The following is a 15043-nucleotide window of genomic DNA, read 5'->3' on the forward strand; positions in this document are numbered from 1 at the left end:
GCTCGGCCTACATTACTGATGACGTCGCGGCGCCCCCTGATTCTTCCGCTCCGTGACGGCGAAAGAAACGGGATTCTTGAGAAAACCGGAGAGCGAGCGGATGCCACGCGGCGGGTCATAAGATGTTGCCGTGAGCCAGCAGGGGGATGCCGCCACGTCGGCGATGCCGGCCGCCGAGCGTCCCGGCGTGAAGTGGGTCCGCGCCGCGATCGACAAGGTGCCGACGAAATGGGTCAGCGCGATCGGCGTAGGACTGTTCCTCGCGGCGACCGCTGCGTTCGGCGGCCTGAACGAGGCCGCGGAGCCGGGCACTCCCGAGGTCGGGGTCGATGAGCGCGTGCTCACATCGAATCTCGACATGACCGTGACGAAGGCGTTCCTCTCAGACCGGGTCGTCGGCGGCGCCAGCGCCGATACCGAGACCGGCGAGCGGGTGCTCGCTGTTCGACTCGAGGTCACCAGCCTGTACGACGAGCCTCGGCTCGTGCGCGGACTGCCGGGCTTCTCGACGACGCGGATCGTCGACGGGCCTGATGAGGTCGCCGACACGAGCCGTCCCGGCGAGACGGCGGGGCGGGCGATCATGCTGCAGCCGGGGGTGCGCGATGAGATCATCCTGTCGTGGACCGTCGACGGCGACGCCTATCGCGCGGGCGACGAGGTGCGGATCGCGCTGTCGAACCCGCAGCCGTACCGCGGCCAGTTCCTCGACACCGAGATGCACTGGTCGGACGGCGGCACCTCGGCGTTCGTGACCGCTACGCTCGTCGACGTCGGCGAAGGAGACCCCTGGTGAAGCGCGCGCTGCCCTGGCTCACCGCCGCGGGACTGTTCGCCTGCGCGTGGCTTGTCGCCCTCGCGACGCCGGACGATCCCGACTCGGCGCGCGCGTTCGTCGTCCAGGCGTCGCTGGGTGAGCGTGCAGAGGGCCGCAACCTCGCGGTCACCGTGCACGACGTACGGGCGGCGCGCGCCATCTCCACCTCGGCCGGCTGGCGCGCCGAGGGAACCTGGGTCGTCGTCGAACTGGACGCCGAGGCTGTCGTGAGCCAGTACGGCGCTCTGCTCAGCAGCACCACCCTGACCGTCGGCGACCGTGTCTTCAGCGCCACCGAGCGGGGAGTCGGAGAGAGCAGCATCGATCAGCTCACCCTCACCGGCGCGGCCCTCGTCCCCGGCATCCCGAAGACCGGCGCACTCGCCTTCCAGCTGCCGGACGGCGCCCTCACCGGTACCGCCACCCTCGAGCTCGCTGCCAATCTCGACCCGGACTATGACTCGATCATCGCGCTGACGTTCGATCTGGACGACCTCCCCGTCGAGGCCGACATCGAACTCATCCCGGTGGATTGGAGCGGATCGTGAGCGCCCGAGGGTGGTGGCGCACCAACGCCCTCCCGGTCGGCATACTCGCCGTCCTGCTGCCCGCCAGCGTGCTCTCGATCGGCTGGCGGGACTGGACGATCGCCCACTCGGTCGCATTCGACCGGACGACCCCGATCGTCGCGGAGGACGGCGGCACCGCCGATCTGTCCGGCGCGACCTGGGGGCCCATCCGCGCGGCCGTGATCCATGACACCTCAGGGATGACGCTCCCGCCGCACACCCAGGTCATCGGCGTCGCCATCCCGGTCGACACCGACCCTGCCGATCCGGTGCGCTGCGACCGCCCGATCCTCACCGAGCAGAGCACGGGGCGGCAGTGGAACGAGATGAGCGTCGAACTGGGCTTCGTCTACAGCGCAACCGAGCACGCATCCTGCGATTTCGAGGCGACCGGGGCGTACGAGATCATCGTCCCGTTCGTGGTGCCCGACGACGTCGAGGGGCCGTTCTGGGTCGACGTCGTCCCCTACAACGAGGTCGGAGCGGACGGCAGCGTCGACTCCCCGACGGACGGCGGAACCGGCGGGACGGGCCAGGACGGCAGGTTCGTGCGGTTCTCGATCGATCCGTCCTGAGCAGCCACCCTCGCGGGCCGGGTCGCCTTCAGGGTCGCGTCGTACGCGCCGGCGACGATCGCGATGCGCACCGGCTCGGCGATCAGGATCGGCGCGGTCGCGATCAGCGTCGAAAACGTCACCCAGAAGGTGAGTTCGTGCGGCCCGATCAGCGTGACGATCCCGCGCTCGAGCAGCGGCTGGATCGCGAGCACGAGCGTGTAGAGCAGTATGTAACCCGTGATCAGGACCGGCCCCGCACGCCACATCAGCAGGAGCGCCCGGCCCATCGGCTTGAATCTGGAAGCCAGCTCGTCGCCGAGTTCCGCGGTCCTGCGGCGGATGACGCCCGGAACCCGCTCGGCCCTCGCCTTCGCCCGCGCGATCATCGCATGCTCGATCCGCAGCTTCTCCGCCACGATCGTCTGCCCGTAGATGACACCGGCGATCATGAGCCACGCCAGCGGCTGGATGACGATCGCACCGATCTCCCCGAGCAGCCACTCGATGCCGTCCCAGATCCAGGCCAGGGGAACGAGCTGCTCTCCCACCCAGGCCCGTACGTCGGCCAGCCAGACCATGGCGACCCGACGGTCCACCCAGCCGCTGACGCTCTCGACCGCGTCGCTGATCAGTGCGACGGCGAACGCGATCCAGATCACCTCCAGATACACCGCGAGAAGCGCGGTCACGCGCGGCAGCTTCGCTGACCACTTCTTCCACGCCCAGCGCCCGGAGAAGGCGATCGCGATGATCAGCAGGGTCCAGGGTCCGAGCGAGACCTCGAGCGCGACGTCGCTGTCTGCCACCTCGCCACCGGTGACCGCGGCGAGGAAGCCGATCCCGCTGGCGACGTCCAGGGCGATCCGCGCGTACTCCGCGGCGTCCTCCCTGAGGTGTCCGGCCGCGGTGTAGACGGCGAAGAACGGCAGGATGCTCGCCATCAGCGAGCCGAGGAACATCGTGCGCCGCTCGCGCGCCGACTCCGGAACAGGGGCGATCGCCTGCAGGTTCCGCAGCGCCTCGCGGACGACGAGGAACATGCCGACGAAGCTCACCAGACGCGCGAGCACAGCGAGCGGCAGGAGCAGCATGCCGAAGGTGGCGACGTGACCGCCGATCCATCCCGCGAGCTGGATGATGAAATAGCGCGCGGTGATGCCGGCGATGAACCACACCAGAAGAGCCGGCCAGTGCCTCCACAGCACCCGGCCCGTCGTCGTCAGGATCGCCAGCACGACCCGAGACTACCGCGCCGCGCGTCCTGAGAGCAGTTCGTCGTAGCCCTCGCGGTACGTCGGGTATCGCAACCCGCCAAGGAGCTCCGCCGACAGGCTGCCGTCGAGCACCGTGCCGCCGCCGGTCTCGGGCTCGGCGTGCGGGGGCGGCTCAACGCCGAGCCGCATCGCGATGTGCGCGACGACGTCGCCGAGCGGCGCCGGAGCCTCATCGACCGCGTGTACGAGCGCGGGCGGGGTCTCGGCGCGCAGCAGCGCTTCGAGCAGCCCGACGAGGTCGGTCTCGTGGATGCGGTTGGTCCGCCGCGTGTGATCGACGGGCACGCCCCCGGTCACGCGGCGGATGAGGGAGTCGCGCCCGGGGCCGTAGATCCCGGCCGGGCGAACGACCAGCGCCCCGAGGAGCTCGGCCGCCGCGGCCTCCCCGTCGAGGAGCTCCGCGGCGCGCGCGGTACGCGGCGCGGGGGCGTCGGCCTCGGTGAGCGGCTGCGGGCCAGGGCGTCCCTCGAACACCCGGGTCGAGGAGACGAAGACGACCCGCTCGGGACGCGAGGGCAAGGCGTCCGCGAGGTGCGTGAGCGCACGCCGGTAGACCGGCTCACCGGAGGTGTCCGGTGGCAGCGTGATCACCATCGAGTCGAAGGCGGGCAGCACCTGCGGGAGCGGATGCCGGAGGTCGGCCGCGATCGCGCCGAAGACGCCGGGCAGGCCGTCGGTGCCGCGGCGCATGCCCGTCACCTCGCCGTCGCCGGCGATCAGCCGCTCCCCCAGCGCGATCCCGAGCTTGCCGCAGCCGACGAGGAGAGTCCGTCCGGGCCTTCTGCGGCTCATGCCGTCAGCTCCACAGGCTCGGCGCGGGCTTGCGTACTGGCGGAAGAGCGGATGCCGCCGCCCAGTCGTGCACCCACGGGTCGATCTCCGGCACGCCGTGGGGCTTGCCGACCGCGGCGAAGAGCTCCTCGTTGCTGACCGTGCCGCCGGTGCGGCGCAGCATCCGGGCCCGGACGATCGCACGGGCGTAGACCTCGCCGTCCACGACCGCGCGGTGCTCCATGAACAGCGCCTTGTCGTCGTGGCCGATGAACCGGGACTGCACCTCGAAGCGCTGCCAGAGCTGCAGGGACTTGCGGAAGGTGATCGTCTCGCTGGACACCACGGCGTACCAGCCGCGCTCCTTCATGGCGTCGAACAGTCCGGTGCGGATGAGCTGGTCCCAGCGTCCGAGGTCGAACAGCGACAGGTACCGGCCGTTGTTCATGTGCCGCAGGATGTCGAGATCGGTGGGCAGCGTCGTCACGGTGATGGTGCCGACGGAGGTCGGGTCGAGGACCTTCCCGCGCCGCACACGGCGGCGGGCGCTGAGGATCACGAGGAAGGTGCGCCAGATCACATTCACGAGGATCGATCGTATCCACGGACCCACGAACCTCGAACTTCGTTGTGCGATACCTCCAGCGCCCGCGACCGTGCGATGAACGGTTTTCGCTCGATTTCCTCTTCGCGGACGGCGCGCGTAGAGTCGCGGCATGAGCGCCGAAGCCCACCCCGAAGTCATCGTCCGTCCGGTCCGTGATGTGGATGCGGAAGCCCTCGGTCGCGTGCACGCGCAGTGCTGGCACGAGACCTACGACCACCTGATCAGCAAGGCCGCGCTGGAGAAGGTCTCCCCGCGCCGGATGGCCGAGCTCTGGACGCACTGGGCCGCTCAGGGCCCCGAGTTCAAGATGAACGCCGCTCTCGTCGACGGCGAGATCGTCGGCTTCGTCGGCTCGGGCCCCGCCCGCGACAAGGATGCTCCGGCGTTCCGCGAGCTGTACTTCATCTACCTGCTCGACGCGTGGCACTCCACCGGCATCGGCCAGAAGCTGTTCGACGCCGCCGTCGAGAAGGATGAGCCGCTGTACCTGTGGGTCGCCGAGGACAACCCCCGTGCGCACCGCTTCTACACACGCAACGGCTTCCACCTCGACGGAGCGACCCACACCGAGCCGTTCCTCGGCGAGACGCTGACCGAGGTCCGCTTCGTGCGCTGAGCCTCTCTCGGCCGTCGCCGAGACCCCGCTTTACCGCCGAGACCCCGGGCTGCTGACGTCAGCAGCCCGGGGTCTCGGCGACAGCAGGGGGTCTCGGCGTGCGGTCAGCGGCCGGAGACTGTTCCGAACAGCTTCGCGACGGGGGCGATCACCAGCGGACGCGCGGCGGCCCAGCCCGCCGCGATCACGGCGAGGGATGCGACGAACACCCAGAACCCTGTCCAGGTGACAGCATCCTGCGAGGCGTACATGTGGTTGAGGTTGCGCAGGAATCCGGTGAGGAAGACCAGCGCCACGTGCACGGCGATGAAGGTCACGAAGTACAGCATCACCGGGAAGTGCACGGCGCGCGCCCACTCCACCGGGTACGCCTTCGACAGGCCCTCGGCCTTCTTCGGCCACATGCCCGACATCCGGAATCCGGTGACGGCGGCGAGCGGGGCGGCGAGGAACACGGTCGCGAAGTAGGCGAGCTGCTGCAGGCTGTTGTAGTTGTTCCAGCCGTTCTCGTGCGGCCAGTCGAAGGAGACGTACTGCAGGGCCGCCGACAGGGCGTTCGGGAACACCTCCCAGCTCGTGGGCACGATGCGCACCCAGTGCCCGGTGGCGAACAGCAGCACGACGAAGACCACGCCGTTCACGAGCCACAGCACGTCGAGGGCCTGGTGGAACCAGATCGTCAGGCTGACCTTGCCCTTGGGGTTGTTCCGCGGCGTCCAGAACGCGGTCGGCCGCTTCTCGCCGCGGATGCGCAGGCCCGAGCGAATGATCAGCACCATGAGGAACACGTTGAAGAAGTGCTGCCAGCCGATCCAGGGGGCGAAGCCGGGCTCGACGTGGACCGCCGGCTCGTACTCGCCCGGGAACGCGGCGAGGAAGTCCTGCATGAACGGCAGGCTCAGCAGGGCGCGCACGAACGCCACGGCGGCACCGGCGAGGACGCCGAGGGCCGCGGCTCCGAAGAGTCCTGCGATGGCCTGCGTCCAGGTCGGACGGAAGCGCCCGGATGCCGCGGGCGCGGCCACGTGCCGCGGCGCACGGCCGTCCCACACGGTGCGCGTCCAGGGCAGCGGGGTGCTGAGGTCGCGCGCCGGGGCCGCGGCCTCGAGCGCTCCCGCGTCGCGCGCTCCCGTCGCGGAAAGTGTCGCCTCGACGGGCTCGGACTCGACGGATTGCGCGACGGGAACGCTGCTGTCGACGGGCACGGCCGCGGGGACGGCGGCGGCTGCGGTCAGAGGGGCGGTGCCGGCAGGCGGCCACGGCTCGCCGCCGGGCACGCGCGGCAGGCCACGGCGGACGGCGGATGCCCGGTCGACGCGCGGCTCGGCGCCGGCGGCCGGGCCGGGTGCGGCTTCCGTGGCGGCCGCTCCGGAGGCCGATACGCCGCCTGCAGGAGCGGAGGAGGTGTTCTGTCCGGCATCCGGCGTCTCGGCCCCCCGGGCGGCAGCCGATGCCGGGGGCACGGCGGATGCCGCGGAGACCGGCTTCGCGTCGTGCGCAGCTGCGGCGAGACGCGCGGCTCCGTCAGGACCGGGTGCGGCGCCGGCCGGGGGCCAGGGCTCTCCGCCCCGCACGCGCGGCAGGCCGCGGCGCAGGGTCGTGCCGCCCGCGCCGGCGGCGCCGACGGGGCTCGAGGCGACGATGCTCGCGACCGCGGCCGGAAGGTCCTCATCGCGGATCGGCCTCTCCACGGCCGGCGCGACGGCGCCCTCCTGCCGGACCGTCGCGGGCACGGCATCTGCAGCGACGTCGGGACCTGAAGCGACCTCGGGATCCGGCGCCGCAGCCGTCGGGGCGACGGCGTCGTCCACGACCTCGGCGACGGCATCCGCGGGGGGCCACGGCTCGCCGCCGGGCACGCGCGGCAGGCCGCGCCGGAGCATCCGCGTGGCCATGCCTACTTCTTCCGCGCCTCGAGCAGCGAGATCACCTGCGGGACGACCGTGAACAGGTCGCCGACGATGCCGAAATCGGCGACGTCGAAGATCGGGGCGTCGGCGTCCTTGTTGATCGCGACGATGTTCTTCGCCGTCTGCATGCCCGCGCGGTGCTGGATCGCGCCCGAGATGCCGAGCGCGACGTACAGCTGCGGCGACACCGAGACACCGGTCTGGCCGACCTGGTGCGACTGCGGGATGTAGCCGGCATCGACCGCGGCGCGAGACGCGCCGACTGCCGCACCCAGGGCGTCGGCGAGCTCCTCGACGAGCACGAACTTCTCCTTCGAGGCCAGTCCCCGGCCGCCCGAGACGACCCGCGCGGCCCCGCGCAGCTCGGGCCGGGACGACGTGGCCTCGACGGCCTCGATCGGGCCGGCGGATGCCGCGACCGCACCGGATGCCGTCACCGCGAGCTCCTCGACGACCGGAGACGGCACGGCCTCGGCCCGGGCGTCGATCGCGCCTTGACGGACGGTGATCACGGGGGCGCCGAACGTCGGGGCGGACTCGGTGAGGTAGGCGCCGCCGTAGACGGAGTGGTGGGCGACGATGCCCTCCTCATCCCGGCTGACACCCACGGCGTCGACCGAGAGAGCGAGCTTCGCGCGCACCGCGAACCGGCCGGCGACGTCGCGACCGGCGATCGAGTTCGAGATCAGCACGGCATCCGGGCGCACCTTCTCATAGGCGCTCTGGAGCGCGTCCACGATCGGGACGGTGAGCGCACCGGCATCTCCGGGTGCGGTCAGCACGACCTGCGCGCCGGCCGCGGCCACCGCGTCCGCGGCCGCCGCCGATCCGCCGACGATCAGCGCGACCGGCGAGCCCACGGTCGACGCCGCGCCGATCAGGCCCGCGGTGCTCGACGCCGGGCTCCCGGCGGGGTCGACGTCCACGAGGACGAGGATCGGGTTCTCGGGGTACGTCATCTCACACCAGCCTGTTCTGCACGAGGTAGTCCACCAGCTTCTCGGCCGCGTCGCCCTCGTCGACGATCTTGACGCCGGCCGCGCGCGGCGGCTTCTCGGAGACCGCGGTCATGATCGTGCGGGGGGCCAGCGAGGGATCGGCGGAGACGCCGAGGTCGTCGAGGGAGAGCACCTCGAGCGGCTTCTTCTTCGCCGCCATGATGCCCTTGAAGTTCGGGAAGCGCGCGTCCGGCAGCGCCTCGGTGATGGAGATGACGGCCGGAAGGGGCGCGGTGACCTCCTGCGATCCGGCATCCGCACCCCGGGTGCCCTTCACCCCGTCTGCGGTGATCTCCACCGCGGTGAGGGCCGTCGCCTGCGCCCAGCCGAGGTGCTCGGCGAGCATCGCCGGGATCACGCCGCCGGAGCCGTCGGTGGAGAGGTTGCCGGTGATCACGAGGTCGGGTCCGCCGCGGCGGATGGCGGCAGCCAGCACCTCGGCGGTCAGCGTCAGATCGGCACCGGCGAGCTGCTCGTCGGCGACGTGGATCGCCGATCCGGCGCCGATCGCGAGCGCACGGCGGACCGAGGCGGTCGACCCCTCGGGAGCCATCGACAGCGCCACGACCTCGGTGCCCTCCTTCTTGTCGGCGAAGCTCAGGGCGACCTCGAGGGCGCGCTCGGTGATCTCGTCGAGCACCACGTCGCCAGCCTCACGATCGGCCAGCCCGGTCTCGAGATTCAGCTTGCGATCGCCATAGGTGTCCGGCACCTCTTTGACCAGGACGAAGATCTTCATCGATTGCTCCTCACGACTGCCATGATTCTAGCCCCCTGAAACCGAGTGCCACCGTTGATGCGACTGAGACTCAGAGCATCCGATGCCCTACCGTAGATCACGTGACCAACCCGCGCCCGCTGCCCGTGGACCCGCTCGCCGAGGCGAAGCGGCAGTGGCTCGCGCACGGGTGGACGGATGCCGCCGACGGCATGGCCGTCGTCACCTCGGTGATGCGGGCGCAGCAGCTGCTGCTCGCCCGCGTCGACGCGACCCTCAAGCCCTTCGCGCTGAGCTTCGCCCGCTACGAGGTCCTTCGCCTGCTCGCCTTCAGCCGTGCCGGGCGCCTGCCGCTCTCGAGCGTGGTCGCCCGCCTCCAGGTGCACGCCACGACCGTGACCAGCACCGCCGACCGGCTCATCCGCGACGGCCTCATCGTGCGCGAACCGCACCCGCACGACGGCAGGGCCGCGATGCTCGCCCTGACGGATGCCGGGCGCGAGCTCGTCGACCGCGCCACCACCGCCCTGAACGCCGAGGTGTTCACGGACCCGGGGATCAGCAGGACGGACGCCGCCGAGCTCGTGGCGATCGTGGCACGGATGCGCAAGGCGGCGGGCGACTTCGCCGACCCCCGGCCGCAGCCGGAACCCCTCTGAGGTGGCACGGTTCGTCCTCGAGCGGGTGATCTCCGCCGAGCCTGCCGCGGTGTTCGCCGCTTCGCTCGACCCCGGCCTGCACGTGCGCTCGATGGCGCGATACGGCGAGACCATGGTCGAGGCGCCGGCGGGCGGCGCCTTCCGGGAGGGATCGACGGTGACCTGGCGGGCGCGGCACTTCGGCATCGCGTTCCGGCTGCGCTCCGTCGTGTTCGATATCGACCCGCCGCACCGGTTCTGCGACCGGCAGATCGCGGGCCCGTTCGGGGCCTTCCTGCACGAGCACGTGTTCGACGAGCATCCGCAGGGCACGCTGATGCGCGACACCGTCACGTTCCGCTCCCCGTTCGGCGCGCTCGGGCGACTCGTCGACCGACTGTTCCTGCGCGAGTACATGCGCCGGCTGATCGACGAGCGCAACGAGGTGCTGGCCGCCGAGATCGAGGGTCGCGGGCGTACGCTGACCGCATGAGCGAACTGCATCTGCACACCGTGCTGGAACCGCGTGGACCGGCCGCCGCCATCCTGCTCAGCGATGAGCAGGTCGCCGGCTTCGGCGCCGGCAGGGCGTTCCCGGTCGCCGTGACGATCGACGGCCGCAGCGCGCGCCTGCGCCTGGCGCGCATGGGCGGCGAGAACATGATCGGCTTCAGCAAGGCCGTCCGTGCCGAGCTCGGCGTGGAGATCGGCCAGGAGGTCGACGCGGTCATCGCGGTCGACACCGCGGAGCGCGAGGTCGAGATCCCGCCCGCCCTCGCCGGGCTCCTCGACGCCGACCCGGCGCTGCGCGCGGCCTTCGACGCCCTCTCCTCCTCGGTCCGCAAGGAGCACGCCCGCTCGATCGCCGAGGCGAAGCAGGAGGCCACGCGGGAGCGCCGCCTCGCGAAGGTCGTCGAGGCGCTGCGCGGCTGACACCGCGTGACCGGCCGACTCAGCGGTTCTGGAAGTCGGGGGCACGCTTCTCCCGGAACGCCGCCATGCCTTCCTTCTGGTCGGCGGTGTCGAACAGCGCGGCGAACGCGAGCTTCTCGTGCGCGAGGCCGGCCTCCAGTCCCGTCTCCATCGCGGCGTCCAGCGCGGCCTTCGCCGCGTAGACCGAGGGCAGGGACTTCGACGCGATCGTGTCGGCGAGCTTCCCCGCCTCCTCGAGGAGGTCGGATGCCGGCACGACGCGCGAGACGAGGCCCGAGCGCTCCGCCTCCTCCGCCCCCATGAACCGGCCGGACAGCACGAGCTCGGCGGCCTTGTAGTAGCCGACCGCGCGGATGAGACGCTGCGTGCCGCCCATGCCCGGGATGACGCCGAGGTTGATCTCGGGCTGGCCGAACTTCGCGGTGTCGGCGGCGAGGATGATGTCGCACATCATCGCCAGCTCGCAGCCGCCGCCGAGCGCGAAGCCGGAGACCGCGGCGATCACGGGGGTGCGTACGGCGGCGAAGTCGCGCCAGACGCCGAAGTGATCGGTCCGCAGCATCTCGGCGGCCGACATCCCCTCCATCTCCTTGATGTCGGCGCCGGCGGCGAACGCCTTCTCCGAGCCCGTGACGACGATCGCCCCGACGCCCTCGTCGACGTCGAATGCGGTGGCGGCGGCGGTGATCTCCTCTGCCAGCCGCGAGTTCAGCGCGTTGAGGGCCTCCGGGCGGTTCAGGGTGATCCACCCCACCCGTCCGCGCTGCTCGACCAGGATCGTCTCGTACTCGGTCATCGGTGCCTCTCGCCTCGTCGTCGTTCGTGTTCAGTATCGCCGGAATCCGGGCGCACACCTGTCAGATCGCGGACACGGATGCCGGGCCAGAAGGCGATTCTCACCCGTCATGCGTGCGTCCGGCCCGACATCCGGCACCGGACGCGTTCAGACCCGGCCGTCCCGGATGTCGGTGATGATGCCGGAGAAGTCGCGGGTCGCCCCCTCGCCGGCGGCGAAGGCCGCGTAGAGCTCCTGGGCGAGCCGCCCCATCTTGGCGTCGGTCGAGGTCTGCTCGATCGCCTGCAGCGCGAGCCCGAGGTCCTTCGCCATCAGGGCGCCGGCGAAACCGGGCTGGTAGTCGCGGTTCGCGGGGCTCGTCGGCACGGGACCGGGCACGGGGCAGTTCGTCGTGATCGACCAGCACTGGCCGGATGCCTGGGAGACGACGTCGAACAGCGCCTGGTGCTCGAGTCCGAGCCGCTCCCCCAGGACGAACGCCTCGGCGACCGCGATCTGCGAGACGGCGAGGATCATGTTGTTGCAGACCTTCGCCGCCTGGCCGAGTCCGGGCCCGCCGCAGTGCACGATGCGCTTGCCCATGGCCTCCAGCAGCGGGAGCGCCGCCGCGAAGTCCTCGTCGGAGCCGCCGACCATGAAGGCGAGCGTGCCGTTCTCGGCGCCGACGACCCCGCCGGAGACCGGCGCGTCGATGTTGCGGTGCCCCGCGGCGAGCGCGAGCTCGTGCGCGGTGCGTGCCTCGTCGACGGCGATCGTGGACGACTCGATGAACAGTGTCCCCGGCTTCGCGGCGGCGAGCAGGCCGCCCTGGTACGCCTCGATCACGTGCCTGCCTGCGGGGAACATCGTGATGACGACCTCGGCGTCGGCGACGGCATCCGCTCCGCTCGCGGCGACAGGGATGCCGGCGGCCCGGGCCGCCTCATCGGCTGCGGTCACGACGTCGTATCCGTGCACCTCGTGGCCGGCCTCGACGAGGTTCTTCGCCATCGGGAGGCCCATGTGGCCCAGACCGAGGAACGCGATCCTGCTCATGATGCGCTCCGCATCGACGCCGAGCCTGCCGGCCGCAGCATCTCCCGTCCGACGATGAGTCGCATGATCTCGTTCGTCCCTTCCAGGATCTGATGCACCCGCAGATCACGGACGACCTTCTCGATCCCGTAGTCCTGAAGGTACCCGTAGCCGCCGTGCAGCTGAAGGGCCCTGTTGGCGACGTCGAAGCCGGCATCCGTGGCGAACCGCTTGGCCATCGCACAGCGCATCGTGGCGTCGGGCGCCTTCTCGTCGACGGCCTGCGCGCCGTCGCGGACCATGAGGCGCGCGGCCTGGAGGTCGGTGCGCATGTCGGCGATCGCGAAGAGGATCGACTGCTTCTCGGCGAGCGGCTCCCCGAACGCGACCCGCTCGTGCACGTACTGCACGGCGCGGTCGAGCGCCCACTGCGCACCGCCCAGCGAGCAGGCCGCGATGTTGAGCCGGCCGCCGTTGAGGGCGGACATCGCGATCGCGAAGCCCCTGCCCTCCTCGCCGAGCATGGCGGATGCCGGCACCCGCACGCCGTCGAGGATGACCTGGCGAGTGGGCTGGGCATGCCAGCCCATCTTCTTCTCAGGGGCGCCGAAGCTCAGGCCCGCGGCGTCGCCGGGCACGAGGAAGGCACTGATCCCGCGGGCACCCGGCTCCCCGGTGCGCGCCATCACCACGTACACGGCGGCCTCGCCGGCACCGGAGATGAACTGCTTCACGCCGGTGAGCAGGTAGTCGTCACCGTCGCGCATGGCGCTGGTGGAGATGTTCGCGGCATCCGATCCCACGCCCGGCTCGGTGAGGCAGTAGCCGCCGAACTCCTCCATCGCGGTGAGCTTCGGCAGCCACGCGCCGCGCTGCGCGTCGTCGCCGTAGGTGTCGATCATCCACACGACCATGTTGTGGATCGAGATGTAGGCGGCGACCGCGGGGTCGCCCTTCGCGAGCTCCTCGAAGATGGCGACGGTGTCGGTGCGGCTGAGTCCGGTGCCGCCGAACTCCTCGCGCACGTAGATGCCGCCGAGGCCGAGCTCGCCGGCCCGGTGCAGCGACTCCCTCGGGAAGATGTGCTTCTCGTCGCGCTCGAGGGCGTGCGGTGCGAGCTCGGTGTCGGTGAACTCCCGGACGGCGGCCAGGATCGCCTCGCGCTCCTCGGCGGTGGTGGTGACGGCGGTCGTTGTCATCGTGGTTCCTTGTGAGCGTGGGGATCAGTGCATGGTGGGGATGACGAAGCTGGCCCCTTCGCGGATGCCGCTCGGCCACCGCGAGGTGACGGTCTTGGTCTTCGTGTAGAAGCGGAACGCGTCGGCTCCGTGCTGGTTCAGGTCGCCGAAGCCGCTGCGCTTCCATCCGCCGAAGGTGAAGTACGCGATCGGCACCGGGATCGGCACGTTCACGCCGACCATGCCGACCTCGACGCGGGCGGCGAAGTCGCGGGCGGCGTCACCGTCGCGCGTGAAGATCGCGACGCCGTTGCCGTACTCGTGCTCGTTCGCCATGCGCAGCGCCTCCTCGTAGTCCGCGGCGCGGGCGATCACGAGCACCGGGCCGAAGATCTCCTCGCGGTAGATCGACATGTCCGTGGTGACGTGGTCGAACAGCGTCGGGCCGAGGTAGAAGCCCTCTTCATGGCCGGGCACCGTGAAGCCGCGCCCGTCGGCGAGGAGCGTGGCCCCTTCGTCGACGCCCTGCTGGATGTATCCCTCCACCCGCTCGACCGCGGCGCGGGTGACGAGCGGGCCGTAGTCGACGTCGGCGGCGAGCGAGGGGCCGACCCGGAGCTTCGCGACGCGCTCGAGGAGCTTCGCGGCGAGGGCATCCGCCGTCTCCTCGCCGACGGGCACGGCCACCGAGATCGCCATGCAGCGCTCCCCCGCGGAGCCGTAGCCGGCGCCGATGAGGGCGTCCACGGCCTGGTCGAGGTCGGCGTCGGGCATGACGATCATGTGGTTCTTCGCTCCGCCGAAGCACTGCGCACGCTTGCCGTGCGCCGCGGCGGTCGAGTAGATGTACTCGGCGATCGGGGTGGACCCGACGAAGCCGACGGCGCGGATGCGGTCGTCGGAGAGCAGCGCGTCGACGGCCTCCTTGTCGCCGTGCACGACATTGAGCACGCCGGCAGGCAGGCCCGCCTCGAGGAACAGCTCGGCGAGCCGCACCGGCACCGAGGGGTCGCGCTCACTGGGCTTGAGGACGACCGCATTGCCGGCGGCGAGCGCCGGGCCGGCCTTCCACAGCGGGATCATGGCGGGGAAGTTGAACGGGGTGATCGCGGCGACGACCCCGAGAGGCTGGCGCATCGAGTAGACGTCGATGCCCGCGCCTGCGCCGGTCGAGTATTCGCCCTTGAGCAGGTGCGGCGCCCCGGCCGCGAACTCGATGACCTCGAGTCCGCGCTGGATGTCGCCCTTCGCGTCGTCGACCGTCTTGCCGTGCTCGCTCGCGAGCAGTTCGGCCAGCGACTGCATGTCGCGCTGCACGAGCTCCAGGAACTTCAGCAGCACGCGCGCCCGCTTCTGCGGGTTCGTGGCCGCCCAGCCGGGCTGCGCGGCCTCGGCGTCGGCGATCACGCGGCTCACCTCTTCGGCGGATGCCAGCGGCACCCGGGCCTGCACCGAGCCGGTGCTCGGATCGAACACGTCGGCGAAGCGTCCGCTGTCAGGAGTGAGAAGCGATCCGCCTACGAAGTGCGGGATAGTACGAGTCATTGTGTGACGTCCCTCCGTGCCGTCCTTGGCACATTGCCGATGATACTCCGGCATCCGTGCATTTACTAGGACACCCTTGTATCTCACGGCTGAGCGATCGGA

General features: G+C 71.0%; 17 protein-coding genes. 7 read left to right on the forward strand and 10 right to left on the reverse strand.

Annotation, left to right across the window (positions count from 1 at the left end):
- Nucleotides 1–130 precede the first annotated feature (130 nt).
- The 3 genes from G6G98_RS09035 to G6G98_RS09045 are packed head-to-tail and all read left to right on the forward strand — an operon-like array spanning nucleotide 131 to nucleotide 1961.
- Entirely contained in the window at nucleotides 131–796 is a 666-nt protein-coding gene (locus tag G6G98_RS09035; RefSeq protein WP_067355342.1) for a hypothetical protein, read from the forward strand.
- The gene (locus tag G6G98_RS09040; RefSeq protein ID WP_164234789.1) at nucleotides 793–1365 is read left to right on the forward strand and encodes a DUF4352 domain-containing protein; all 573 of its coding nucleotides are present in this window, start codon (nucleotides 793–795) and stop codon (nucleotides 1363–1365) included. Before G6G98_RS09035 ends, G6G98_RS09040 begins: the two co-directional genes overlap by 4 nt.
- Entirely contained in the window at nucleotides 1362–1961 is a 600-nt protein-coding gene (locus tag G6G98_RS09045; protein WP_164234790.1) for a hypothetical protein, read from the forward strand. Before G6G98_RS09040 ends, G6G98_RS09045 begins: the two co-directional genes overlap by 4 nt.
- On the opposite strand, the gene G6G98_RS09050 is transcribed toward G6G98_RS09045, so the two are convergent.
- Genes G6G98_RS09050 through G6G98_RS09060 form a run of 3 tightly spaced genes read right to left on the reverse strand, consistent with a single transcriptional unit; the run spans nucleotide 1853 to nucleotide 4574 of the window.
- A complete protein-coding gene (locus G6G98_RS09050) occupies nucleotides 1853–3178 on the reverse strand; it encodes a hypothetical protein (RefSeq protein ID WP_067355335.1) in 1326 nt (441 codons plus the stop codon). The two genes, G6G98_RS09045 and G6G98_RS09050, sit on opposite strands and share 109 nt — an antisense overlap.
- A gap of 9 nt (nucleotides 3179–3187) precedes the next feature.
- On the reverse strand, nucleotides 3188–4009 hold the full coding sequence (locus G6G98_RS09055; protein WP_164234791.1) for a sugar nucleotide-binding protein: 822 nt from the start codon (nucleotides 4007–4009) through the stop codon (nucleotides 3188–3190).
- Nucleotides 4010–4013: 4 nt separating this feature from the next.
- Nucleotides 4014–4574: an acyl-CoA thioesterase gene (locus tag G6G98_RS09060; RefSeq protein WP_164234792.1), complete on the reverse strand. Its 561-nt coding sequence runs from the start codon at nucleotides 4572–4574 to the stop codon at nucleotides 4014–4016.
- 130 nt (nucleotides 4575–4704) lie between these two features.
- Between G6G98_RS09060 and G6G98_RS09065 the strand changes: the two genes are divergently transcribed.
- On the forward strand, nucleotides 4705–5211 hold the full coding sequence (locus G6G98_RS09065) for a GNAT family N-acetyltransferase (protein WP_067355325.1): 507 nt from the start codon (nucleotides 4705–4707) through the stop codon (nucleotides 5209–5211).
- Between the two features lie 104 nt (nucleotides 5212–5315).
- On the opposite strand, the gene G6G98_RS09070 is transcribed toward G6G98_RS09065, so the two are convergent.
- The 3 genes from G6G98_RS09070 to G6G98_RS09080 are packed head-to-tail and all read right to left on the reverse strand — an operon-like array spanning nucleotide 5316 to nucleotide 8858.
- Nucleotides 5316–7106 (reverse strand): cytochrome b/b6 domain-containing protein, encoded by a 1791-nt coding sequence (locus tag G6G98_RS09070; protein ID WP_208321459.1) that lies wholly within the window; start codon nucleotides 7104–7106, stop codon nucleotides 5316–5318.
- A gap of 2 nt (nucleotides 7107–7108) precedes the next feature.
- Entirely contained in the window at nucleotides 7109–8080 is a 972-nt protein-coding gene (locus G6G98_RS09075; RefSeq protein WP_164234793.1) for an electron transfer flavoprotein subunit alpha/FixB family protein, read from the reverse strand.
- Between the two features lies 1 nt (nucleotide 8081).
- A complete protein-coding gene (locus tag G6G98_RS09080; protein ID WP_164234794.1) occupies nucleotides 8082–8858 on the reverse strand; it encodes an electron transfer flavoprotein subunit beta/FixA family protein in 777 nt (258 codons plus the stop codon).
- 101 nt (nucleotides 8859–8959) lie between these two features.
- On the opposite strand from G6G98_RS09080, the gene G6G98_RS09085 reads away from it, so the two are divergent.
- Genes G6G98_RS09085 through G6G98_RS09095 form a run of 3 tightly spaced genes read left to right on the forward strand, consistent with a single transcriptional unit; the run spans nucleotide 8960 to nucleotide 10408 of the window.
- The gene (locus tag G6G98_RS09085; RefSeq protein ID WP_067355308.1) at nucleotides 8960–9496 is read left to right on the forward strand and encodes a MarR family winged helix-turn-helix transcriptional regulator; all 537 of its coding nucleotides are present in this window, start codon (nucleotides 8960–8962) and stop codon (nucleotides 9494–9496) included.
- Nucleotide 9497: 1 nt separating this feature from the next.
- Nucleotides 9498–9968, forward strand: a complete 471-nt coding sequence (locus tag G6G98_RS09090; protein ID WP_164234795.1) for an SRPBCC family protein — start codon at nucleotides 9498–9500, stop codon at nucleotides 9966–9968.
- Nucleotides 9965–10408 carry a YdeI/OmpD-associated family protein gene (locus G6G98_RS09095; protein ID WP_164234796.1) on the forward strand — a complete coding sequence of 148 codons (444 nt, stop codon included), beginning with the start codon at nucleotides 9965–9967 and terminating at the stop codon, nucleotides 10406–10408. The genes G6G98_RS09090 and G6G98_RS09095 overlap by 4 nt, the downstream gene beginning before the upstream one ends.
- A gap of 19 nt (nucleotides 10409–10427) precedes the next feature.
- Here G6G98_RS09095 and G6G98_RS09100 read toward each other — a convergent pair whose 3' ends face one another.
- From G6G98_RS09100 to G6G98_RS09115, 4 genes are all read right to left on the reverse strand, one after another.
- Nucleotides 10428–11204, reverse strand: coding sequence for an enoyl-CoA hydratase-related protein (locus G6G98_RS09100; protein WP_164234797.1), 777 nt, complete (start codon nucleotides 11202–11204; stop codon nucleotides 10428–10430).
- Nucleotides 11205–11351: 147 nt separating this feature from the next.
- A complete protein-coding gene (gene mmsB, locus G6G98_RS09105) occupies nucleotides 11352–12239 on the reverse strand; it encodes a 3-hydroxyisobutyrate dehydrogenase (protein WP_067355296.1) in 888 nt (295 codons plus the stop codon).
- On the reverse strand, nucleotides 12236–13417 hold the full coding sequence (locus G6G98_RS09110) for an acyl-CoA dehydrogenase family protein (RefSeq protein WP_164234798.1): 1182 nt from the start codon (nucleotides 13415–13417) through the stop codon (nucleotides 12236–12238). Before G6G98_RS09110 ends, mmsB begins: the two co-directional genes overlap by 4 nt.
- Before the next feature lie 24 nt (nucleotides 13418–13441).
- On the reverse strand, nucleotides 13442–14941 hold the full coding sequence (locus G6G98_RS09115) for a CoA-acylating methylmalonate-semialdehyde dehydrogenase (RefSeq protein WP_067355289.1): 1500 nt from the start codon (nucleotides 14939–14941) through the stop codon (nucleotides 13442–13444).
- Nucleotides 14942–15043 lie beyond the last annotated feature (102 nt).

This window comes from Microbacterium hydrocarbonoxydans (assembly GCF_011752045.1).
Classification (GTDB): Bacteria; Actinomycetota; Actinomycetes; order Actinomycetales; family Microbacteriaceae; genus Microbacterium.